At 69.5% G+C, this 22,744-nt stretch carries 21 protein-coding genes; 10 read left to right on the top strand and 11 right to left on the bottom strand.

All coding sequences use genetic code 11. The annotated features are described in order from the left end of the window. The first annotated feature begins 25 nt into the window (after nt 1-25). Together WYO_RS15075 and WYO_RS15070 are read left to right on the top strand one after the other, a co-directional pair. Nucleotides 26-865 (top strand): hypothetical protein, encoded by an 840-nt coding sequence (locus WYO_RS15075; protein ID WP_007563915.1) that lies wholly within the window; start codon nt 26-28, stop codon nt 863-865. Beyond that, complete coding sequence (locus WYO_RS15070) at nt 838-1,617, top strand: hypothetical protein (protein ID WP_007563913.1); 780 nt, start codon at nt 838-840, stop codon at nt 1,615-1,617. Before WYO_RS15075 ends, WYO_RS15070 begins: the two co-directional genes overlap by 28 nt. 117 nt (nt 1,618-1,734) lie before the next feature. Here WYO_RS15070 and WYO_RS15065 read toward each other — a convergent pair whose 3' ends face one another. Further along, nucleotides 1,735-1,944 carry a hypothetical protein gene (locus WYO_RS15065; protein ID WP_007563911.1) on the bottom strand — a complete coding sequence of 70 codons (210 nt, stop codon included), beginning with the start codon at nt 1,942-1,944 and terminating at the stop codon, nt 1,735-1,737. A gap of 126 nt (nt 1,945-2,070) precedes the next feature. On the opposite strand from WYO_RS15065, the gene WYO_RS15060 reads away from it, so the two are divergent. Further along, nucleotides 2,071-2,301, top strand: coding sequence for a hypothetical protein (locus tag WYO_RS15060; RefSeq protein ID WP_128755006.1), 231 nt, complete (start codon nt 2,071-2,073; stop codon nt 2,299-2,301). Nucleotides 2,302-2,793: 492 nt separating this feature from the next. Here the strand turns inward: WYO_RS15060 and gyrB are convergent, their stop codons facing one another. The 5 genes from gyrB to WYO_RS15035 all read right to left on the bottom strand — a co-directional run bounded on the left by gyrB (nt 2,794) and on the right by WYO_RS15035 (nt 9,236). After that, a complete protein-coding gene (gene gyrB / locus WYO_RS15055) occupies nt 2,794-5,238 on the bottom strand; it encodes a DNA topoisomerase (ATP-hydrolyzing) subunit B (RefSeq protein ID WP_007563907.1) in 2,445 nt (814 codons plus the stop codon). A 179-nt stretch (nt 5,239-5,417) separates the two neighbouring features. Then, on the bottom strand, nt 5,418-6,380 hold the full coding sequence (locus WYO_RS15050; RefSeq protein WP_007563905.1) for an aldo/keto reductase: 963 nt from the start codon (nt 6,378-6,380) through the stop codon (nt 5,418-5,420). Between the two features lie 4 nt (nt 6,381-6,384). Then, nucleotides 6,385-7,029, bottom strand: coding sequence for an MBL fold metallo-hydrolase (locus WYO_RS15045; protein WP_007563903.1), 645 nt, complete (start codon nt 7,027-7,029; stop codon nt 6,385-6,387). An 87-nt stretch (nt 7,030-7,116) separates the two neighbouring features. After that, complete coding sequence (locus WYO_RS15040; RefSeq protein ID WP_007563901.1) at nt 7,117-7,506, bottom strand: hypothetical protein; 390 nt, start codon at nt 7,504-7,506, stop codon at nt 7,117-7,119. Nucleotides 7,507-7,568: 62 nt separating this feature from the next. Next, a complete protein-coding gene (locus WYO_RS15035) occupies nt 7,569-9,236 on the bottom strand; it encodes an alpha-amylase family protein (RefSeq protein ID WP_007563899.1) in 1,668 nt (555 codons plus the stop codon). Nucleotides 9,237-9,394: 158 nt separating this feature from the next. Here WYO_RS15035 and WYO_RS15030 point away from each other — a divergent pair, with 158 nt between their 5' ends. Both WYO_RS15030 and WYO_RS15025 read left to right on the top strand, forming a co-directional pair. Further along, on the top strand, nt 9,395-12,424 hold the full coding sequence (locus tag WYO_RS15030) for a transglycosylase domain-containing protein (RefSeq protein WP_007563896.1): 3,030 nt from the start codon (nt 9,395-9,397) through the stop codon (nt 12,422-12,424). Nucleotides 12,425-12,450: 26 nt separating this feature from the next. Next, nucleotides 12,451-13,497, top strand: a complete 1,047-nt coding sequence (locus WYO_RS15025; protein WP_039902981.1) for a hypothetical protein — start codon at nt 12,451-12,453, stop codon at nt 13,495-13,497. 52 nt (nt 13,498-13,549) lie between these two features. Here WYO_RS15025 and WYO_RS15020 read toward each other — a convergent pair whose 3' ends face one another. Beyond that, nucleotides 13,550-13,765: a hypothetical protein gene (locus tag WYO_RS15020; RefSeq protein ID WP_007563892.1), complete on the bottom strand. Its 216-nt coding sequence runs from the start codon at nt 13,763-13,765 to the stop codon at nt 13,550-13,552. 269 nt (nt 13,766-14,034) lie between these two features. Here WYO_RS15020 and WYO_RS15015 point away from each other — a divergent pair, with 269 nt between their 5' ends. Both WYO_RS15015 and WYO_RS15010 read left to right on the top strand, forming a co-directional pair. Beyond that, complete coding sequence (locus WYO_RS15015) at nt 14,035-14,283, top strand: hypothetical protein (RefSeq protein ID WP_007563890.1); 249 nt, start codon at nt 14,035-14,037, stop codon at nt 14,281-14,283. A gap of 323 nt (nt 14,284-14,606) precedes the next feature. Continuing rightward, a complete protein-coding gene (locus tag WYO_RS15010) occupies nt 14,607-15,257 on the top strand; it encodes a hypothetical protein (protein WP_007563888.1) in 651 nt (216 codons plus the stop codon). 18 nt (nt 15,258-15,275) lie between these two features. Here WYO_RS15010 and WYO_RS15005 read toward each other — a convergent pair whose 3' ends face one another. After that, nucleotides 15,276-15,854, bottom strand: coding sequence for a polysaccharide biosynthesis/export family protein (locus tag WYO_RS15005; RefSeq protein ID WP_039903030.1), 579 nt, complete (start codon nt 15,852-15,854; stop codon nt 15,276-15,278). Nucleotides 15,855-16,041: 187 nt separating this feature from the next. On the opposite strand from WYO_RS15005, the gene WYO_RS15000 reads away from it, so the two are divergent. Then, on the top strand, nt 16,042-18,273 hold the full coding sequence (locus tag WYO_RS15000; protein ID WP_007563884.1) for a GumC family protein: 2,232 nt from the start codon (nt 16,042-16,044) through the stop codon (nt 18,271-18,273). A gap of 2 nt (nt 18,274-18,275) precedes the next feature. On the opposite strand, the gene WYO_RS14995 is transcribed toward WYO_RS15000, so the two are convergent. Beyond that, a complete protein-coding gene (locus WYO_RS14995; RefSeq protein WP_244424175.1) occupies nt 18,276-19,430 on the bottom strand; it encodes a GNAT family N-acetyltransferase in 1,155 nt (384 codons plus the stop codon). A gap of 272 nt (nt 19,431-19,702) precedes the next feature. On the opposite strand from WYO_RS14995, the gene WYO_RS14990 reads away from it, so the two are divergent. After that, nucleotides 19,703-20,764, top strand: coding sequence for a polysaccharide deacetylase family protein (locus WYO_RS14990; protein WP_007563880.1), 1,062 nt, complete (start codon nt 19,703-19,705; stop codon nt 20,762-20,764). A gap of 46 nt (nt 20,765-20,810) precedes the next feature. Here WYO_RS14990 and WYO_RS14985 read toward each other — a convergent pair whose 3' ends face one another. Together WYO_RS14985 and WYO_RS14980 are read right to left on the bottom strand one after the other, a co-directional pair. Then, nucleotides 20,811-21,146 carry a hypothetical protein gene (locus tag WYO_RS14985; protein WP_007563878.1) on the bottom strand — a complete coding sequence of 112 codons (336 nt, stop codon included), beginning with the start codon at nt 21,144-21,146 and terminating at the stop codon, nt 20,811-20,813. Nucleotides 21,147-21,228: 82 nt separating this feature from the next. Continuing rightward, nucleotides 21,229-21,435 (bottom strand): DUF2842 domain-containing protein, encoded by a 207-nt coding sequence (locus WYO_RS14980; RefSeq protein ID WP_007563876.1) that lies wholly within the window; start codon nt 21,433-21,435, stop codon nt 21,229-21,231. 177 nt (nt 21,436-21,612) lie between these two features. On the opposite strand from WYO_RS14980, the gene WYO_RS14975 reads away from it, so the two are divergent. Next, complete coding sequence (locus tag WYO_RS14975) at nt 21,613-22,710, top strand: COX15/CtaA family protein (RefSeq protein ID WP_007563874.1); 1,098 nt, start codon at nt 21,613-21,615, stop codon at nt 22,708-22,710. The last annotated feature ends 34 nt before the right edge of the window (nt 22,711-22,744 follow it).

Here is a 22,744-nt window from a genome sequence, read left to right as displayed (position 1 = left end):
GCACTCGCTTTCCCACGGCAGCCCGATGCAACCGACCGAGCGACCCGGACACGTCGAACCCGCCAAGGTGCCTGAAGCCACCGCCGGGTTCTGGGCCATCAAGATCGTGGCCACGACCCTGGGCGAGGTCGGCGGCAACGCCGTCACGTTGACGCTCGGCCTCGGCTATCTCGCCGGCACGGCGATCTTCGGGGCCGCCCTGGCGGTGCTGCTCGCCGCACAGGTCCGGGCGGACCGCTTCCAGCCGCTCCTGTACTGGGCCGTGGTCACCGCGACGACGCTCGCAGGCACGACCCTCGCCGACTTCTGCGACCGGTCCCTCGGCATCGGCTACGCGGGCGGGTCCCTGGTGCTGCTCGGATCGGTCGTCGCGACCCTGATCCTGTGGAAGCGCACGCTCGGCACGGTCGCCGTGGAGACGGTGCGGTCCCCGCGGGCCGAAGGTTTCTATTGGGCCACGGTCATGTTCTCCCAGACGCTCGGCACCGCGTTGGGCGACTGGATGGCCGACAGCAGCGGGCTCGGGTACAACGGGAGCGCGCTCCTCATCCTCGTCGCGCTGGCCGTGGTCACGGCCCTCCATCTGCGTACGCGCGTTTCCAGGCCGATGCTGTTCTGGACGGCGTTCGTCCTGACGCGGCCGCTCGGCGCCACCCTCGCCAACTCGCTCGACAAGCCGGTCGCTTCCGGCGGCCTGGGCATCGACGACATCACGATCTCCGGCGTCCTCGCGATCGTCATGGTCGGGCTCGTCCTCCTCATCCCGCAGCGTGCCGGTCGCCGGGCGGCCTGCGCCGACGCGCCGTCAGGTTTCCCCTCGAAGAAGGAGCAGGTCCGATGGACGACCGTTACGAACGCGCCCTGAGCAAGGTACCCGAGGTCACGCTGGGCTTCTGGATCGTCAAGATCCTGGCCACCACGCTCGGGGAGACCGGCGGCGACACCGTCACCATGACCCTCGATTGGGGCTATCTCGCCGGCACCGCCCTGTTCGCCGTGCTGCTGGTCGGGCTCGTGGTCGCCCAGATCATGTCGAAGCGGTTCCACCCGGTCCTGTACTGGTCCACGATCGTCGCCTCGACCACCTTCGGTACGACGATGGCGGACTTCGCCGACCGCTCGCTCGGCATCGGATACACCGGCGGATCGACCCTGCTCCTCGCCTGCCTCGCGGCCGTGCTCGGGCTCTGGTATGCGACCGAGGGCACCGTGTCGGTGGACACGGTTTCGACCCCGCGGGTCGAGGCGTTCTATTGGGGGGCGATCACCTTCTCGCAGACGTTGGGCACCGCGCTCGGCGACTGGCTCGCGGACACCGGCGGCCTCGGCTACGAGGGTGGCGCCCTCGTCTTCGCGGCGGCGCTCGCGGTCGTCATCGCCCTGTACTACCGGACCTCCGTTTCACGGGTCACGCTCTTCTGGGCGGCGTTCATCCTGACCCGCCCGCTCGGGGCCACGGTGGGCGATTTCCTCGACAAGCCGGTCGCCGACGGCGGGCTGAACCTGAGCCGGCCGCTCGCCTCCGCCGTGATCGGGGCCTTCATCGTCGCGCTCATCGTCCTCCTCCCGCAAAGGGCCGGTCGGCATCCGACAGAGGGAGCGCAGGCGTCGCGGTGACCCGGACGTTCCCGTGCGAGCGCCGAACGGCCACCGTGCCTTGCCCGCAGCTTCCGGATCGCCACGTCCAAGCGTATGAGGAGGGGGAACCTCTAGGGCCATAGCATGCCCGCTGCGTTACGCGACGACTTCATCGGGCTGGATGAGTACGAACGCCTTTGCGAAGCGGCGGAGGAAGGGGAGCGGCTGGAGTACATCGACGGGCAGGTAATCCGCATGCTGGTCGGCGGCTCCATCGCCCACGATGCCTTGACCCGGCCCCTCGATGACCTGACGGTACGACCGCGGCGGGAAATGGCTCGAATACCAGACGCTGCCGGACCTCATGCATTTCGTCCTTGTCGCGCAGGACCAGCGCCGGGTTGATTTCTTTCACCGTCAGGGAGACGGATGGCACTACGAAGTCCAACAAGGACCAACGCCGTCCTCCGGCTAGCGGCCATCGGGGTCGAGTTGAGGCTCGACGATCTCTACTCGTCCATCCCGATGCTCGCCCTGGAGGACGGCGACCTTGCTACCCAAGCCACGTTCGCCCCCGCTCAGGTATCGGGCATCGCGGGGATGAAGGGTCTTCCACGCTCGCCGGACATCTACGCCAAGGTTACGGAGATGGACGCCGGCGAGTGTGAGGCGGCCGTAGCTGCCATCGTCGGCTTGGTCGGTACGCCCGCGATGGTGGACTGAGAGTCCGTACTGCCGGAGCGGTTGCAGGACCGGCTGGATGCTGTTCTGAGCGCCAGCACTTACAATGAGGCAGTCCTTTCAGGAGCCGGGCGGCTTAATCATAACCGAAGGGGGGCGGCCCCATGAGGGCTTGGGCCTCCTCCGACGCCCGGTCGACGTTGCGAGGGTGTTTGCCCGCTCTGGCACCCGCCGCGACGACCAACGCCGGATGGAACCCCGTCTTCCTTACCCACTCCGAACCTAAGCGGTCCGTACCCCGACGGCTTCGGCGGCCATGGCGCTCAGCAGGTAACCATCCCCGAAGCGTTGGATCTCGGTCACCAAAGGGCACTGACGAAAGCTCGATGTTGACAGCGGAGAGCATCTCTGAATCAATGCTCTACCGGCCTGAAAACCGGCCGATATGCCGGCGAGGTCAGGCTTCTCAGTAAATCGGTCCACATAACTCGCTTCCCGGGATATGTTTTACTGAGAAATTACACGTAGCGGGCGCTACACGTCCAGGTTGGCGACGCTCAGCGCGTTGTCCTGGATGAACTCGCGCCGCGGCTCGACCACGTCGCCCATCAGCTTGACGAACAGGTCGTCGGCGTCGGTCGTGTCCTTAACCTTCACCTGCAGCAGCGAGCGCACCTCGCGGTCCAGCGTCGTCTCCCAGAGCTGCTGGGCGGTCATCTCGCCCAGGCCCTTGTAGCGCTGAAGCTGGAGACCCTTGCGGCCGAAGGCCATCACCGCCTCGAACAGGGCGACGGGCCCGTGCAGCACGGTCTCGTCGGTCTTACGCATCAGCGTGGCGGGCTCGCCGTAGATCTCGCGAAACGCATCGGCGCGCTCGGACAAGCGCCGGGCCTCCTGGGACGAGATCAGGCTGGCATCCAGGGTGGCGACCTGCTTCACGCCGCGGAGCGTCCGGGTGAGGCGATAGCCGCCCTCGTGGGATTCGCCCTGCCAGCCCTGCTCGATCTCGTCGGCGATCAGGTCGAGGCGGCGCGCGGTCATGTCGGCCAGCACCTCGGCCTCGCCGGGCCGCGTGGCCGCCTCGGCGTCGAACGCACCGGCCAGCACCGCCTGCTCGACCACGGAGCGGTCGTATCGGGTGTGCAGGCCCTGGAGCACGTTGCGGAAGCCGCGCGCCTCCTCGACCAGGCTCTTCAGCTGCGGGCCGGTGAACTCGGCGCCGGTCGAGAGCCGCAGGATCGCCCCGTCGGTGCCCTGGTCGATCAGGTAATCCTCGAGGGCGCGCTCGTCCTTGAGGTAGATCGCCTTACGCCCGCGCTCGGCTTTGTAGAGCGGCGGCTGGGCGATGTAGAGGTGGCCGCGGTCGATCAGCTCCGGCATCTGGCGGAAGAAGAACGTCAGCAGCAGGGTGCGGATGTGCGAGCCGTCCACGTCGGCATCAGTCATGATGATGATGCGGTGGTAGCGCAGCTTCTCGGGGTTGAAGCCCTCGCGGTCCGTGGACGAGCGGCCGATCCCAGCGCCCAAAGCCGTGATCAGCGTGCCGATCTCCACCGAGGACAGCATCCGGTCGGCGCGCACGCGCTCGACGTTGAGGATCTTGCCGCGCAGCGGCAGCACCGCCTGGAACGCCCGGTCGCGGCCCTGCTTGGCCGAGCCGCCGGCCGAGTCGCCCTCGACCAGCAGGATCTCGCATTTCGACGGGTCGCGCTCCTGGCAGTCGGCGAGCTTGCCGGGCAGCGAGGCGATGTCCAGCGCCCCCTTGCGGGTTACGGTCTCGCGGGCCTTGCGGGCGGCCTCGCGGGCGGAGGCCGCCAGCACGACCTTGCCCATCACCGAGCGGGCCTGCTGCGGATTCTCCTCGAGCCAGGTGGACAGGCCCTCGTTGAGGACGTTCTCCACGGCGGGACGGACCTCGGACGAGACCAGCTTGTCCTTGGTCTGCGAAGAGAATTTCGGATCCGGCACCTGCACCGAGATGACCGCGGTCAGGCCCTCGCGGCAATCCTCGCCGGTGAGCGAGACCTTCTCGCGCTTCGAGACGCCCGACGAATCGGCGTAGCCGGTGATCTGCCGCGTGAGCGCCGCCCGAAAGCCCGCCATATGCGTGCCGCCGTCGCGCTGCGGGATGTTGTTGGTGAACGGCAGGACCGTCTCGTTGAACGAGTCGTTCCACCAGAACGCGACCTCGACCCGGATGCCCTCACGCTCGGCGCGGACCACCACGGGGCTGGACATGCCCTCGATCGGCTTGCGCGAGCGGTCGAGGTAGCGGACGAAGGCCTCGATGCCGCCCTCGTAGTACAGCTCCTCGCGCTTGTGCTCGGCATGGCGCGCGTCGGTCAGCACGATGCGCACGCCGGAATTGAGGAAGGCGAGCTCGCGCAGCCGCTTCTCCAGCGTGCCGTAATCGAACTCGATCATCGTGAAGGTGTCGGTGGAGGGCAGGAAGGTCACCTCCGTGCCGCGCCGTCCGTTGCCGGGGCCCACGACCTTGAGCGGCGACACGGCATCGCCGTGGCGAAACTCCATGGCGTGCTCCATCTCGTTGCGCCAGATCCGGAGCTTCAGCCAGGACGAGAGCGCATTGACCACGGAGACGCCGACGCCGTGCAGGCCGCCGGAGACCTTGTAGGAATTCTGGTCGAACTTACCGCCCGCATGCAGCTGGGTCATGATGACCTCGGCCGCCGAGACGCCCTCCTCCTTGTGGATGTCGGTCGGGATGCCGCGGCCGTTATCGGACACGGTGACCGAGCCGTCGGCGTTGAGCTGGACGGTGACGAGATCGGCATGGCCGGCCAGCGCCTCGTCGATGGCGTTGTCCACCACCTCGTAGACCATGTGGTGGAGGCCCGAGCCGTCGTCGGTGTCGCCGATATACATGCCGGGGCGCTTGCGGACGGCGTCGAGGCCCTTCAGCACGCGGATCGATTCCGCGCCGTACTCGGCGGGCTCGTTCGGGGGGATGTCGGCCATGAAATTCCTCGGGCAGGCGGACCAGTTCGCGACGGAGGGACTCGCGCCGTCGGGCGCCCACGCCTGCGCTCTCGCTTGGTCCGCCTGATATAGGGGTTCCGCGTTGAGATTGCACGATTTTACGGGCTCGCGCCGGACCCGTGCACCCGCTTTTCTGAGGCCCGGCGCTTAACGCCGCGTTAGCCCTGGATTCCGCCCGCGCTGGCCGCGTCCAAACGGGCGATCGCGTCCGCCGACAGGGTCAGCGCGGCGGCCCCGAGCAGGTCGTCGAGCTGCGCCACCGAGGTCGCGCTGGCGATCGGTGCGGTGATGCCCGGCTGGGCGATGATCCAGGCGAGCGCCACCTGGGCCTGGGTCGCGCCGTGGTCCCGGGCGACCGAATCGAGGACGTCGAGCAGCGCCAGGCCGCGCGGGGTGAGGTACTTCGCGACCCGGTTCTCCCGGGCCCGTCCGGCCGCATCCTGCGTGGAGCGGTACTTGCCGGTGAGGAAGCCCGCGGCCAGGGAGAAATAGCCGATCACGCCGATCTCTTCCGCCCGGCACAGGGGGGCGAGCTCGGCCTCGAAGCCGCGCTCGGCGAGGCTGTAATCCGGCTGAAGGCATTCGTAGCGGGGCAGGCCCGAGGCGGCCGAGACTTTCAGCGCTTCGGCGAGCCGCTGGGCGTCGTAGTTCGAGGCGCCGATCGCCCGGACCTTGCCGGCGGCGATCAGGCGCTCATAGGCCCGCAGCGTCTCCTCCAGCGGCACCTCCGCATCGTCGACATGCGACTGGTAGAGGTCGATCCGGTCGGTCTGGAGCCGCCGCAGGGACGCCTCGCAGGCCGCCTCGATATGCCGGGCCGAGAGCCCCTTGCCGGCCTCGCCCATATCCATGCCGACCTTGGTGGCCAGCACGATCCTGTCCCGCGCGCCCGGTCGCGCCGCGAACCACTTTCCGATCACCGTCTCGGATTCGCCGCCCTGATGGCCGGGCGCCCAGCGCGAATAGACGTCGGCGGTGTCGACGAAGTCGAAGCCGCGCTCCACGAACCGGTCGAGGATCGCGAACGAGGTGGCCTCGTCGGCGGTCCAGCCGAAGACGTTGCCGCCGAGGCAGAAGGGCGCGACCCGGAGGTCGGAGCGGCCGATGCGGCGCTTGTCCATGTTGTCAGCCCTGAAGGAATGGGTTGGAGACGCGCTCTTCGCCGAGCGTCCCGGTCGGCCCGTGGCCGGGGATGAAGGCGATGTCGTCGCCGAGCGGCAGGACCTTCTCCTTGATCGCCCGGATCAGCTGCTCGTGGTTCCCGCCCGGCAGGTCGGTGCGGCCGACCGAGCCCTTGAACACGACGTCGCCGACCAGGGCGAAGCGCGCGTCCCGGCTCACGAACACGACGCTGCCCGGCGAGTGGCCCGGGCAATGGAGGATGTCGAAGCCGAGCTCGCCCACCGTGACGGCGTCGCCGTCGTCGAGCCAGCGATCGGGGGTCACGGCCCTGCCCTCGCCGATCCCGTAATTGGCCGCCGTCTCCGGCAGGGAATCGAGCAGGAACTTGTCGGCGAGGTGCGGCCCCTCGATCGGCACGCCGAGGCGCTCGCGCAGCTCGTCGGCACCGGCGGCGTGGTCGACATGGCCGTGGGTCAGCAGGATCTTCTCCACCCGCACGCCCTGCTCCCGGATGGCGGCCTCGATCCGGTCGAGGTCGCCCCCGGGATCGACGACCGCGCCGACCTTGGTGGCGTCGTCCCAGATCAGCGTGCAGTTCTGCTGGAAGGGCGTGACCGGGATGATCCCGGCGCGGGGCGTTCCTGGCATGGGGTTCCGCGAGTTGGCTGCGCCGCCGCCGGCGCTCTCGGTCCGGTTCTAGCGCAGAAGCGTCCGGGCGGCACCATCGCGGCGCGGTCAGGCCGATCCATCTTTCGGGCGGCGCAGGCTGTCGTGGAGTGCCAGCATCTCGGCCATGCCGAGGGATCGGCTGCTCCAGCGGGTCTCGGCGGTGTTCACTTTGGTGAACCGGTCGTGGGACCGCCCGCCATAGGCGCCGAAGATCGCGAAACCGGCCTCGGTCGCGCCGTCCTCCGCGGGCGTCGCGGACGCGTCCGGCCGGTCGATCCGGTAGGAGGGCGCGGTCGCCTTGCCGGTGACGCCGATTCGCACCCAGGCATCGCCATAATGCTTCTGGCACATCCGCATCGTCACCAGCACCTGCCGGAGATAGCCCTCGGCATCCTCGAGGTTGGGCAGGACGTCCGCGATCGTCGCGTCCGACGGGTAATGCTTCGACCGAACCATGTGCAACCTCGCTCCCGGGCGAGCCTTACCGCGCCGGCCGGGCCAGGGCGAGGCGCCGCCCGTCAGCCCGGCGTCCGCTTCAGGAGGGCGTCGAGCCCGCCGACCCGGAACCAGTGGTAGCCGTAGCCCTCGAGGAACAGGCAGTGCTTGCCGTCGGGGCCGACCTCGCTGCGCGACCCGGTCAGCACGTCGATCAGGATGTCGTGCTCCGGCTCGGCCGCGCCGGATTCGAGCGCGACCTCGACCGGTTCGGATGCGAGGTTGTGCACGCACAGGACGGCGTTGCCGCGCCACGTGTAGCGCAGCGCCAGGATTGAGTTCAGCCCGGTCGGGACCGCGGTCACGTCGCCCCAGCCGATCTCCGGCGCTTCCTTGCGCTGGCGGATCAGGCTCTGCATCCAGTTCAGCAGCGAGCCCGGGTCGTGCCGCTGGTCGGCGACGTTCACATGGGCGTAGCCGTAGGGGCCGTGATCGATCGGCGGCAGCACCGTGCGCTCCGCCTTGGTGAAGCCGCCCTGGTGCTCGGCGGTCCATTGCATCGGCGTGCGGGCGCAGTCGCGCTCCTTCAGGGCGAGGTCGTCGCCCATGCCGATCTCGTCGCCGTAGCGCAGCACCGGCGTCCCCGGCAGGGTGAACATCAGCGAGTAGGCGAGCCGGATCCGGCGCGGGTCGCCGGCCAGCATCGGGGCGAAGCGGCGGCGGATGCCCCGGTCGTAGAGCTGCATCCGCTTCTCGGGGCCGAACTCCGCGAACACCGCCTCGCGCTGCTTCTCGGTGAGCCGGCCGAGGTCCAACTCGTCGTGGTTGCGCAGGAAGATGCCCCACTGGCACGAGAGCGGGCGCGGCTTGGTCCGCTCGATTGCTTTCACCAGGGGTCGCGCATCGTGCGCGGCCAGGGCGTAGAAGGTCGATTGGTTGACCTGGAAGTTGAACATCATGTGCATGCGGTCGGCGTCGTCGCCGAAATAGTCGAGATCCTGCTTCGGCAGGATGTTGGCCTCGGCCAGGATGATCGCGTCGCCCTTGCGCCATTGCAGGAACTCGCGAAAATCGCGCAGCATGTCGAATTGCTCGCGCGGCTTGCCGCCGACATCGGCACCCTTCTCGGCGATGACGAACGGCACCGCATCCATGCGGAAGCCCGAGACGCCGAGCTCGATCCAGAAGCCCATGATCTTCAGGATCTCGGCCAGCACCTCGGGATTGGCGGTGTTGAGATCGGGCTGGAAGTCGAAGAAGCGGTGGAAGTACCAGGCGCCGGCCTTCTCGTCGTAGGTCCAGGTGGTTTCCTGCACGCCCGGGAAGACCATGCCCTCATCGGTTGTGGCCGGGCGCTCCTTCGACCAGACGTACCAGTCGCGGTAGGGCGAGTTCGGGTCCGAGCGGGCCGACTGGAACCAGCGGTGCTTGTCGGAGGTGTGGTTGACGACGAGGTCGATCAGCACCCGCAGGCCCCGCTGCTTGGCCGCGTGCGCGAAGGCGACGAAATCGCCGAGCGAGCCGTAATCGGGGTCGACCCCGTAATAGTCCGAGATGTCGTAGCCGCCGTCGCGCTTGGGCGAGGGCTGGAACGGCATCAGCCAGATCGCGGTGGCGCCCAATCCCTGGATGTAGTCGAGCCGCCGTTCCAGCCCGGCGAAGTCGCCGATGCCGTCGCCGTTGGCATCCATGAAGGTGCCGACCGACAGGCAGTAGATGACCGCGTTCTTGTACCAGAGATCGGTGATCATGCCGGTCCTCGTCTTTGCCGCGCACGACGAACGTCAAGCCTCACGAAAGCGTTGCCGTGGGCTGTCTCAAATCAGCCGCGTTGTGGAGCGCCTATCCACCAGCCCCGGCGTAGCGCTATCCCGGCCGGGCCCTGACTCGCCCCTCGAATCCGGACCGCATGAACGCCATCCTGATCAAGCTGTTCGCGACGGCCCTGACCCTGAGCCAGGTCACCACGCGGCCGGACGCGGTGCGGACCCAGTTCGATCCGTTCACCGACCAGGCCGAGGTCGTGCGCCTGCTGCGCGACGGCTGCGCCCACATGCGCAAGGCGTTCGACATCGAGGACATCAATCTCGATGAATTGATCACCACCGCCATGGAGGATCCGTCGAGCGTGGCCGGGCCGGCCGCGCCGAAGATCCTGCACGGGCTGAACCTCGACGAGCTGAACACGAGCTACAAGCAGTTCTGCAAGGGCGAGAACCCGGCGATCTCGCCGTTCAACGCCCGAGAGGTCATCGAATTCTACGACAACGCTACCAAGGACTTGCCCACCGCCGAGGCGCTCCGGGACAAGGCCCTGCCGGGCATGACCCGGATCCTCGACGGCACCGGCAAGCCCTTCGCCGAGACCTTCGAGCCGAACGGCCGCCGCCTCGTCGTGCCGATCACCGCGGTGCCGAACCTGGTGCAGAAGGCGTTCATCGCGGCGGAAGACAAGCGCTTCGAGAGCCACCACGGCATCGACGAGCGCGGGGTGATCCGCGCCTTCATCGGCAACCTCGCCTCGCCCGGCCGCCCGGCCGGCGGCTCGACCATCACCCAGCAGGTGGTGAAGAACCTCTCGGTGGGCGACGACGTCACCTACGAGCGCAAGATCCGCGAGATGATCGTGGCGTCCCGCCTGGAGCGGATCCTGACGAAGCCGCAGATCCTCGGGCTCTACCTCAATGGCATCTATCTCGGTCGCGGCGCCTACGGCATCGAGATGGCGGCGCAGAGCTATTTCGGTAAATCGGTCGGGCAGCTGACCCTGCCGGAGGCGGCCCTGCTCGCCGGCATGCCCAAGGGGCCGAACTTCTACAGCCCTGACAAGTACCCGGAGCGGGCGCGCGAGCGGCGCGCCTACGTGCTCGCCCGCCTCAAGGAAGAGGGCACGATCACGGAAGCCGAGATGAACGCGGCGGTGAACGCCGATCTCGGGCTGAAGCCGGTCGACGCGACACGGCGCGATTCCGGATTCTACGTCGTCGATTACCTGAACCGCGAGGCGCGCACCTTCGCGGGGGTGGATTCGCTGACCGCCGGGTCGTTCACCGTGCGCTCGACCATCAATGCCGGGCTCCAACGCGCCGTCGAGTCGGCCTTGCAGGACGGGCTGGCCAATTACGAGCGGTCCACCGGACGCCAGAGCTATACCGGCCCCGAGCTCAACCTCGCCGACAGCATCCGCCGGATCCAGGCGGCGACGCCCGCCCCGGAAGGTGCGGTCCAGGCCGCCCCCGGGGTGACCGGCGCCCGGGTGGAGCCCGCCAAACCCGAGGTGAAACCGGGCGCGAAGGCGCCCCGGCCGAAGGTCGCGGCCGCTCCGCAGGCCAAGCCCGTCTGGCTGCGGGCCCTCGAGAGCTCCCGGCCGACCCTGTACGACGTGCACTGGCCGGTCGCGGTGGTGCTGGAGGCCGGCCGCGGGCCCGTGAAGGTCGGTCTCGCCGACGGCCGTACCGCCATCCTCGACCCGGGCATCGCCCGCAACCGTCTGCAGCTCTACGACGTGGTGCGGGTGAAGCTGACGGAGGGCCGCGGGGCGGCCCGGGCGCAGCTGCGGGTCCGACCCAACGTTCAGGGCGCGGCCCTCGTGCTGGAGAACCAGACCGGCCGCATCCTGGCGATGGCCGGCGGCTTCTCCTATCCGATGAGCCAGCTCAACCGGGTCACGCAGGCGGTGCGCCAGCCCGGCTCGACTCTGAAGCCGCTGACCTATCTCGCCGCGCTCAATGCCGGGCTCCAGCCCAACACCCTGGTCCTCGATTCCCCCGTCACGCTGCCGCCGATCGGCGGCGCCGGGGATTCCTGGTCGCCGAAGAATTACGAGGGCGGCGGCTCCGGCCCGACGACCCTGCGGCGTGGCCTGGAATTCTCGAAGAACCTCGTGACCGCCCGGCTGCTCCAGGGCGGTATCGCCTCGAAGGCGCCGGCCAGCCTGAAGCGGGTCTGCGACATCGCCCTCGAGGCGCAGATCTACGCCGAGTGCGAGCCCTATTATCCGTTCGTGCTCGGCGCGCAGCCGGTGCGGATGCTGGATCTCGCCGGCTTCTACGCGGCGGTGGCCAACGAGGGCGCCCGCCCGGCATCCTACGCGCTCGAATCGGTCGAGCGGGACGGCAAGGCGCTCTACACCCACGCCCCGCGCGAGCCGGTGCGGATCGGCTCGGCCGACCGGGTCGCGTTCTATCAGCTGAAGACCATGCTGCAGGGCGTGACCCAGCACGGGACCGCAGCGGCGCTCTCCAAGGTCTCGGCCTATGTCGCGGGCAAGACCGGCACCTCCGAGAACGAGAACGACGCCTGGTTCGCGGGCTTCACGAACGAGATCACCGTCGTGGTCTGGGTCGGCTACGACAACGCCGACGGCAGCCGCAAGACGCTGGGCCGCGGCCAGACCGGCGGCCATGTCTCGGTGCCGATCGCGTCGAACATCCTGCAGGCCGCCTGGGCGAACGGCGTCCCGAAGACGCCGCTGCGGGGCCCCTCCCCCGAGGCCCGTCCCTTCATCGCAGACCTGCCGATCGACCCACATAGCGGCCAGCGGGTCGCGGGCGGCGGTTTCCTCGAGCATTTCCGCACGAGCGGCGACGGCAAGATGGCCGACACCCAGTTCCGCCTGGTGCCGCGCGAGACCCTCTACGCCATGCGGCCCGATGCCGAGGACGGTGACCTCAGCGGCGCCGAGGACGGGGCCAGCGTCGCCGGCGATTACTACGGCACCATGACCGGCGAGCGCCCGGCGCCTGATCCCCTCGACCCGTTCGGCGAGCGCCAGTCGCCGCGCAGCCGCCGTGCGCAGGGCGATCTGGATTCCTACGGCCAGGACGCCTACAGGCCCTGGCCCGGCCAGACCGCCCGCTCGCCCTTCGGGGACGAGGAGGTGCGCCGGCCGCGCCGCCGCGACCCGGATTACCTGTTCGGCGAAGACCCGGGCTACTGACCGCCCCTCGATCGATGAGATACCCGTTGCGCAAGCCGTTCCCTGCCGCCTTCGCCCTCGCCCTGACGGCCGCCCACCCGGTCTGCGCGCAGACGCCCGCCGCCAGCCCGGCGCCGGGTTCGGAGCGGATCAAGGAGGTGCCCTCGGTCACCGCCCTCGATCCGGCGACGCTCAAGCCGGGGCAGATCCTGTTCACGGATCACCGCGACAACCCCACGGCGCCCGAGAACGGGCTGATCCCGTATCTCGACTGGCTGAAGGCCCGCCCGGCCGAGGCCGCGGTGCTGGCGCCTTTCCCCGGCTACAAGGAGCCGGACTACACCGTGACGGTGAACGGCGTGACCAAGCCGCGGCACGAGACCCTGAAGGTCTACGTGGCCGAGGGGCGGTTCGTGGTTGCGCGGCCGGCCGAGGCGATCGACCTCCAGGCCTTCGCCAATCTCGGCTTCGTCCAGAAGATGGACCCGGCGATCAAGCACAAGGCGATCACGGCCGGCGAGGTGACGCCGAACAAGGATCCGGCCGCCGCCTTCGCCAAGCGCCCGGACCGGCCCTGGTGCGAGGGCGCAGGCGCCTGCATCGAATCGCGCTACGATCTCGAAGGCAAACTGCCGCTCGGCGTGAAGCTCGCCAACAAGCTCGAGGAGGGCTCGGCCAAGAAGATCGCCGAATACGTCTCGTTCCAGAGCGAGCTGCGCGTGCTCGGCCCCGACCAGGGCGCGCCGCTGAAGGCCCTGACCAAGATCGACACGCCGGTGACCGGCGGGCTGGAGCAGACGATCTTCTGGGTCAACCAGATCCTGCGCTTCGGCAAGTTCCTGGCCGTGTTCCAGCCGATGCCGAACGATCCGACGAAGACGGTGGTGACCACCTACATGGCGCTGGCGATCAAGGCTGATGTCCTGGACCGCAAGGCCGAATATGCCCGGGTGCCGGTGCTGAAGAACCTGCTTCCCGCCCAGGTGCTGATGGGCAATTCGAGCTTCAACACCGGCAACTCGATCAGCGCCGGCCTGCCGGTCTACGCCCGCAACCGGATCACCACCTTCGCCGACGCGATGGCGAAGCGCTGATCGTCGCGAGCGCCGCGTCCCGGATCCCGGGCGCGGCTTTCCGGGCCGGGGATCAGAACCCGCGATTGCCGATCGAAGGCAGGGTCGGCTGCGTGTAGGCCCGGTTCACGTCGCGCCGGGTCTGGGTGCCGTTCGTGTCGTTCGAGGCCCGGTAATTGTCGAGCCGGAAGCTCTCGGCGAGGCCGCTGCGCCCGTCCGGGCTGTCGGTGTTGCAGGCGCAGAGCCCGCCCACCGCCAGGAACGAGACCGCGAGAAGGGTAAAGCGCATGATTGATCCTGGGCGATCCCGAGCCGGGCGAGGGATTGCTATCCGCCGCCGAATCGCAGTTTGAAAGGCCGGTGAGGGCATGGTCAGGGCGGCGACAAGTCCGTCAAGACCGGCGGCGAGGCGTAAACCGATTCTGCCGCCTCCGATGCGCGGCGGCCACGGAAAATCTACCTTTCCACGCGTTAGCGGCGGATAGGGCCCGCCAATTGGCGGAAGTACGGCCCCTCCCCCTGGCGAATCCGGGTCCTTTCGGGCCAGAACCGTCGGCGATGAGCAACGTCCTGCCCTTCCGGCCGCGCCCGACCGTCACCCGCCTCGCCCGCTGCGAGGTGGTGACCGTGGCCGGCGACCTCCTCGCCCTGCTCGAGCAGCTCGAGGATGTGAGTGCCCGCGCCGCGGCGATGGGCCGTCCCACGCTCGAGGTGGAGCGCACGGTTCAGCACCTCCTCGACGCGGTCAGCGCCGTGGAGCGCGCCCTCGACTGCATCGGCGAGGGCGAGCAGATGGCGCCGGCCTGAGCGGCACCATCGTGCCGTAGCGCTGCCAGGGCCTTCGGTGCGGCGGCAGCTTGGCGACGCGCGGTATCGGGCCTGGTCCCGACCGGTCCGTGTGTTCCGGACAGTGTGGAATCTCCCTGCGTACCGGTTGTGGTCGTCGGACGACAGGCGCGCCGGCCGAACCGGTTTTGCACAATAGATCCGGTGGTGATTCGGTCTTAAATGATACGCGCAGCGTGGTTCTTCGATCTACGCTTACAAACCTCCAATATTCCGGAACCCTCTCGGGCAGCTTGCGGTTGAAGGTCCGGCGGTCGAGATCGGCGCCGGTGCCGGAGGATGTTATGAGGTTTCGTACGGGCAGCACGTTGGCCGTCATCGCCGCCGCCGGGCTTCTCGCCGGAACCGTGATCCAGGCCCAGGCGGCCGAGGTCGGGTTTCTCGAGATGCTGTTCGGCGCCCGGCCGGCGCCCGCGCCCCAGCAGGCTCCGCAGGCGCAGGCGCCCCAGCCGGCGCAGGACCGCGCCGTGTACCGGCGCGCGACGCCCCGCCTCGGCAGCGCCCGCCACCGTCTGCAGACGCGCTACGCGGCGCTCCCGGTCCGGATCCGCGTCAAGGAGGTCAAGGAGCTGGAGGTCAGTCCCCGTCAGACCGCGATCGACATGAAGGGCGGCGCGGCCGCGGCGCTGCTGAAGGACGAGACCCTGCTGCCCGGGGACATCGTCGTGCTCAACACCGGCGCCAAGGTCTTCACTGGAAACCCCGACAAGCGCCACGCCCTGCGGGATTTCGAGTCCGTGCAGACGTCGCGCTTCGTCAGCAAGGGCACCCGCAAGCAACTGGCCGGCCTGTTCACGCCGGTCGGCGCGACGCCCGCGAGCGAGGCACGCCGGGTCGTGGCGCGCGGACCGCAATCGACGCCGCCGATCGCCACCCCGATCCCGCCGCAGCAGACCGCTATGCGGGTGATCAACGTCTGGAAGACCGGGCAGTAATCGGTTGCGGGCTTCGGCTCAGAAGAAGCGCTCCTTGACCACGATCGTGTCGCCCGGCCGGACCGAATAGGTCATCGGCACGATGCCCGACACGAGCCCGCTGCCGGTATCGCGGGTGAGAACGGCATAGTCTCGGGCCGCCCGCGGCCCGAACCCGGCGGCGATCGCCACCGCCGTCTCCACCGTCATGCCGTTGACGAACGGGTACTGGCCCGAGGTCGTGACCTCGCCGAGGATATAGAACGGCCGATAGGTATCCACCTCGACGGTCACGTGCGGCTCGCGCACGAAGCCGGCGGCGAGCTTGGCCTCGATCGCCCGGGCCGCCTGACCGGTGGTTTGGTCGCCGACCTGGACGGTGCCGATCAGCGGCATCGCGATCTTGCCGGCGCCATCGACCGCGTAAATGTTCGACAGGTTGTCCTGCCCGAACACGATCACCCGCAGCTTGTCGCCCGCCGAGAGCGGATAGCGCGCGCCGATCGATCCGGTGCCGGTGGCATCGAGCTGGTCGGTGCGGAAGCTCGGACGCAGGCAGCCGCCGAGCGCCAGAGTCGAGCCAAGAGCGAGGAGCAGAGCGCGCCGGTTCATCACCATCGCCGTCATGGGTGCCAAGTCGGCGTGGTGTAGGCTGTTAAGGTTAACGAACCTTGATCATTTCGATGACCAGTCCCAGCGGGCCGGTGCGCAAGCTTTCTTAACGTCCGAGCAACCTTAACGACCTCTAATAGCGCCCGGATGGCATCGCGTGCCGTCCCGTCGGCCTTCGCGTTCAGAGCGTCTCATGTCCCGTATCAGCCTGCGCTCGCCCCACGCCGTACCTGCCACGCGGTCCAGCGCCCGGGACGGCGTCGGCCTGGCGCAGGTCCCGCAGATCCTGCGCCGGTCGATCGGCTGGATCGTCGGCCCGACCCTGGTTGTCGCGCTGGGCGCGGGCATCTTCGTCAACGTGGTGAGCCCGCGCTACACCGGCGAGGCCAAGCTGATCCTGGAGAGCCGCGATCCGGCCTTCGCCCGCACCGCCCAGGAGCGCACCGACCAGCTCGCGCCGATCGACGAGCAGGCGGTGGCGAGCCAGGTCCAGGTGGTGATGTCGCGCGACCTCGCCCGCGAGGCGATCCGGCGGCTCAAGCTGGTCGGCAATCCGGAATTCGACCCGGGCTCCAGCAGCATCGGCCCAGTCCAGCGCGTGATGATGATGCTCGGCATCGGCGCCAACCCCCTCGACCGCCCGGCCGAGGACCGCGTGCTCGATTCCTATTTCGAGCACCTGCTGGTCTATCCGGCCGGCAAGTCGCGGATCCTGACGATCGAGTTCCGCGCCAAGGACCCGAAGCTCGCCGCCGAGGGCGCCAACACCATCGCGCAGCTCTACATTTCCTCCCTCGAGGCCGACAAGGTCGATACCGCGCGCTACGCCTCCTCCTGGCTGGGCGGCAATATCGACGGTTTGCGCAAGCGCGTCGCAGAAGCCGAAGCGAAGGTCGAGGCGTTCCGCGCCAAGAACGGCTTGGTCGGCAGCGGCGGCGCCACCGGCCAGCCGCTCACCACCCAGCAGCTCGGCGAGCTGTCGAGCCAGCTCTCCCAGGCCCGGATCCTGAAGGCCGACCTCGCCGGCCGGGTGAAGGCGATCAAGGACCTGATCAAGGACGGCCGCGCCTTCGAGATCACCGAGGTCGCCAACAACGAGATGATCCGCCGGATCGTCGACAACCGGATCGCCGTCCGGGCCCAGCTCGCGCTGGAATCGCGCACGCTGCTGCCGGCCCATCCGCGGATCAAAGAGCTGCATGCCCAGCTCGAAGACCTCGACGCCCAGATCAAGACCTCGGCCGAGCGCGTCGTGCGCACCCTGGAGAACGACGCGAAGATCGCCGGCTCCCGGGTCGAGAGCCTGCAGGCCGCTGTCGACGGCCAGCAGGACGTGGTGGTGAAGGGCAATGCCAGCGAGATCCAGCTCCGGGCCCTGGAGCGGGAGGCCAAGGCGCAGCGCGAGCAGCTCGAATCCTACCTGTCCCGCTATCGTGAGGCCGCCGCCCGCGACGGCGAGAGCGCCACGCCCGCCGATGCCCGCATCGTCTCGCGCGCCGTGACCCCGGAACTGCCCTCCTTCCCGAAGAAGCTGCCGATCGTTGGCTTCGCGACCCTGGTGACGCTGATGCTGGCGGTCGGCGGGGTGCTCGCCAGCGCCCTCCTGGCGGAAGGGAGCCGCAGCGAGCGGGACTCGGACACCGCCTTCGACACCTCGGACCGGCGGACCCGCCTCGAGCCGGAGCTCGCGCGCCCGGGCTTCGCCTTCCCGGAGGCGATGCCCCCGGCCCATTGGTCCGAGACCGCCGAGGGCGCCGAGCCGGCCGGGCCCACCGCGCCACCCGCCCCTGCACGCCCGCCCGCCGAGGCCTACGATCTGGCGCCGCTGATCGCCCGGATCTCCGCGGTGGTGCGCGAGCCCGGTGACCGCTCTGGACGCAGCGTCCTGGTGATGGAGACGGAAGCGTCGCACGGCGACCAAGCGCTCCACGATGCGCTGGTGCGCGCGCTCGGCCGCAAGTCCAGTCTGGTCACGGTCGATCTGAACGATGCGCGCGGTCGCGCCGACGAGCGCGGCTTCACCGATCTGATCGCCGGCGATGCGGCCTTCCTGGATGTCATTCAGCCCGCGCGCGATAGCGGCCTCCACCGGATCGGCGCCGGCCGGGCCCCATCCGAGGTGCTGTTCGACGGGCCGGATGCGCTGAGCCTGACCTTCGAGGCCATGGCCGAGGCCTATGATTGGGTCGTCTGCCGGCTTCACGCCGCGCCGGGCGCCGTCGACCTGCTGGAACTCGTCGCCGGCTACATGGACAGCGTCATCATCGCGTCGAACGCCGCCGCCGAGGATCCGGCCCTGGCCGATCTCTACGCGATCGCCGAGGATGCCGGCGCCGGCCAGATCCTGGTCGCGCAGGATCGCTCAGCCGAGCACGGCGCCGCGGCCGATCTGGCCGGTCCAGAGCTCCGGCTCAACGCCGCCTGAGATCACGACCGGCGCGTCAGCTTCCGCAGGCGCGCCGCGACCGCGTAAAGCCGCGGATCGCGTTTGATCCGGCGCTTCGTCCGGGTGACCGCCATCCTGGCGACGCCATAGGCTCGGCCGCGAAGGCTCACCGGCACGATCGTCTCGACCAGCCCGATCGTCTCGTCGCAGATGCTCGCCTTGTAGCGGGCCTCGCCGACGCCGAGATCGAAGCCCCGGCGGCCCCTTGCGGTCTGGTCGCCGACAAGATGCTGCAGCAGCAGGTCGCCCGGGCTGAACCGGGCGATCTCCGGGTCCGGATCGAACGCCGTCATCATGCCGCTGAAGCGGTGCTCGCTCACCGCGCCCCCGAAGGTCGCGAGCACACGCCCGCTCTCGGCCAGGCACAGGGCGTAAATCTCCATCGCGGGATCGGCTCCGGAGGCAGCCGCGGCGAGGAATTGTCGGATCGGCTCGGGCGCGTAGGGGTCGGCGACGCCCATCCCGGCGAACCGCAAAGCCTTGTGGGCGAAGAACGCCGCCAGATACCGGGCCGCCTCCTCGGGGGTCTCGGCACGACGATACGCGAGGGCGCCCTTGGCCTCGACCAGGCGCTTCTCCTTCGAGCGCAGCTTCTTGCGCGCATCGGCGCTGAACACACGACGCACGGTCGCGTCGGCATCGGGGCCGAGCATCAGCCCATAGGCATCGCTGGCCTCCGGCTCACCGGTCTCCGCGAACGGATTGGCCGCGCCGTCCCACATCCGGGGCTGATGCTGCAGCGCGTAGACGTCGATGCCGGCCGGGCGCCCGGCGCGGATCAGCGCCGCCGTGATCTCGCCCGGGGCGATTGCGGCGGCATCGCGGGTGGCGAAGAGCGGCAGGTGGTAGTTCGCATGCGTGTCCCCGACGACCCGGGCCACGGTCTGGCCGAAGCGTTGCGTGAGCACGAGCGGGAGCAGGATCCTGGCGCGGCCTTCCGCGTCCCGCAGGACCAGGATGCGCGCCGCCGCCGCTGTGCCTGTCGCCCGCAGGTAGGCCGAGACCCAGTCGAACCGCTGGTAGGGCGTGTGCAGGCTCGCCGGACTGGATTCGAGCCGCCGCCACAGGGCTTCCACGGCGGCGAGATCCGAAAAGACCTCCGCGGTCAGCGTTCCGGACGCGCGTGCACCGATCATGTCCGTTCCCGCCACCTGGACGCCGGTCGCCATACCCGGATCTCTCCGCCGAACCGGGCCGAGCCCGGAGCCAAGCGCCGACCTTGCCGGAGGCGCGCTGAATGAGCGGTGACTCGCGGAGCAGAGTATCCCGACCCAACACTGCAAATCGTGGCTTTGGCTAATACAATCTTCCGGCGGAACTTCTGATCGGGCGGCGATTGTGGGTTTCTTTACCCCGGCCGGTGATCGCTGTACCCGCCCGGGCCGAGCGGCCCGATCGGGTCCGAGTCATGATCTCGTCGCGTGCCAAGCATCGGGTCTTCGCGTCCGGCTTCCGCGCGATCCAGGCGCTCGGCGCCGACCGCTGGCTCGCGCCCGCCTCCCGCGGGCTCGGCGTGATCCTCACCTTCCACCATGTCAGCCCGGACCCCGTCCCGGCCTTCGCGCCGAACCGGCTGCTGCGCATCACGCCGGACTTCCTCGACCGGACCCTGCGCGAGCTCGACGCCCGCGGCTTCGAGGTGATCGGGCTCGACGCGGTGCCGGAGCGGCTTGCCGCGCCGGATTACGGGCCGCCCTTCGCGGTCCTGACCTTCGACGACGGCTATCGCGACAATGTCGAGCATGCCCGCCCCGTCCTCGCGCGCCACGGCGTGCCCTGGACCCTGTTCGTCACGAGCGGCTACGCCGACCAAAGCGGCCGCCTGTGGTGGATCGAGCTGGAGCGGGCGATCGCGCGGCTCGACCGGGTGCGGATCGCCATCGGGGCACGGAGCCTCGACCTCCCGGCCCGCAGCCCGCAGGAGAAGGCGTTGGCCTTCGAGGTGCTCTACCGCGACCTGCGCCGCGGCACCGAGGCCGACATGCTGGACCACATCGCGGATCTGTGCCGGCAAGCCGGCCTCGCGCCGGGCGCCGTGGCGTCCGAGCTGTGCCTGTCCTGGGCCGAGCTGCGCGATCTGGCCCGGGACCCGGCAGTCACCATCGGCGCCCACACGGTCAGCCACCCGATGCTCGCCAAGCACGATGCGGCGACGGCTGCGCGCGAGATCGTCGAGGGCCGCGCCCGGATCGCGGCCGAACTCGGCCGGGAGATCCGGCATCTCTCTTATCCGGTGGGCGATCCGACCTCGGCCGGCCCGCGGGAATTCGCGCTGGCGCAGGCGCAGGGCTTCGCGACCGCCGTCACGACCCGGCCAGGGCACCTCTTCGCCGAGCATGCCGGCCACCTGCACGCCCTGCCGCGCGTCTCGATCAACGGCTGCCATCAATCGCGGGCGGCACTCGCAGGGCTGCTGTCCGGCGTGCCGTTCCTGGCCTGGAACCGGGGGCGCCGGCTCAACGTCGCCTGACGATCGCTATCGAGGTCGTACGGCGCGTCAGTGGCTGCGTTGCGATTCAACGCCGACGGCGGTGCCGATAGCTCGTGGAAAACGAAGCGTATTGCCGTCCGCCGCGGCGCGAGCGGTAGCGGCCCTTTCGGCTGGGCGTGTTCTCGACGGCGTCCTCGGCCTGGGGCAGCGCCTCGGCCAGGGCCGGGGCGGCGGCCGCGTCGGCCGAGGCGTAACCGCCCGCCACGTTCCGGGCAGCCGGTCCGAACATCGCCAGGCACTGGTTGTAGGCCAGATCGTTCTTCAGGCGCTCGCACTCGCCGATCGAGCGCGGCGTGCCCTGCGCGAGGGCGGGAAACGGCGCGACCAGCACGACGAGTGCGGCCAGATGCTTGAGACGCATGGGCAAGCGATACACGAAAGGGGATCTCGAAATCGGGTCGGACGCTTCTGGCGGCCGAGTGCGGCGAAATCGAGGGGTCGGGTCAGCTGTCCGGCCGTTCCATCCAGCGGATCAGCGGCATCAGCGGGAAGATCCAGGCGATGCCGAGGATCGAGTAGAGCACGGCCTGAATGGCCGCCGGCGTCTCGGCGATGCGGCTGTCGGCCAGCGCCATCGCCAGCGGTCCGTAGAGGCAGACAAAGGCCAGCATCGCGACCGTGCCGATCAACGTGCGGGTGCGGCGGCGCATCACTTCTACAGCCTCGTCTCTCCCTGACGGGAGACGGCTACCGCTCGCGGGCCCGGTTGGCAACGCGCGCAGCGCCGCGGGCTGCGGCGCCGCCGACGTTGCCCGCATCCCGCGCTTCCCCTAACGCGTCGCGAGGGCCGGGACATCCCGGCAACCGCGGAAGGGATGCGCGTGGTGATGAGAGTCTCGGGCGACCATCGATCGAGCACCGTGCGGGCCTGGCTCTACCTGGTGGCCGCCCTCGTGGTCGCCATGGTGGCGGTCGGCGGCGCCACGCGCCTGACCGGGTCCGGCCTGTCGATCACCGAATGGCGTCCCGTCACCGGGATCGTCCCGCCCCTGTCGGAGGCGGACTGGGCCGCCGAGTTCGCCAAGTACAAGGACACGCCGCAATACAACATTCTCAACCAGGGGATGGGGCTGTCGTCGTTCAAGGTCCTGTACGGTTGGGAATGGGGCCATCGCCTGCTCGGGCGGCTGATCGGCCTGGTCTTCTTCCTGCCGCTGGTCGTCTTCTGGTGGCGCGGCATGATCAGCCGTCGCCTCGGGCTCGGCTTGCTCGGCCTCGGGATCCTGGGCGGGTTCCAGGGCGCGATCGGCTGGATCATGGTCGCCTCGGGCCTCCAGCCCGGCATGACCGCGGTTGCGCCGCTGAAGCTGGCGCTCCACCTCACCATGGCGAGCCTGATCCTGGCCGGCCTGGTCTGGCTCGCGGCCGGTCAGCGCGACGACACCATTGATCCGGCGCCCGACCGCATCCGCGTCGTCGCATTGCTGCTGCCGGCTTTGGTGCTCGTGCAGATCTTCCTGGGCGGCCTGGTTGCCGGGTCGCATGCCGGCCTCGTCTACAACACCTGGCCGAGCATGGATGGCGCCCTGATCCCGCCGATGGACAGCCTGTTCGCGATCCAACCCTGGATCGAGAACTTCGTCGACAACCACGCCCTGGTCCAGTTCGACCACCGGGTGACCGCCTATCTGATCGTGATCGTCGCCATCCTGCACGCGATCGACGCCCGGGTGAGCGGACCGGCCGGCGCGGCCGGGCGCGCCGCCGGTGTGGCGGTGCTGGCCCTGGCCCAGGCCGGGCTCGGCATCGCGACCCTGCTCCTGGCCGTCCCGCTCTGGGCGGCGCTGGCGCATCAGATCCTCGCCATGGCGGTGCTGACCATGGCGGTGGTCCATGCCCGGCTGAGCCGCGGCACCGGCCTCGCCCGGCCGGCCGCGCGGGAGCCGGCGCTCGGTTTCGAGGGATTAGCCGGCCGCGGGGCGTGAGGTTGGCTGTGGCGATGTAGCCGCGGGCAACAAC

The organism is Methylobacterium sp. GXF4, from assembly GCF_000272495.1.
In the GTDB taxonomy this organism is placed as follows: Bacteria; Pseudomonadota; Alphaproteobacteria; order Rhizobiales; family Beijerinckiaceae; genus Methylobacterium; species Methylobacterium brachiatum.
The sequence above is the reverse complement of the archived record's forward strand: the minus strand, read 5'-3'. Positions and strand labels throughout refer to the sequence as shown.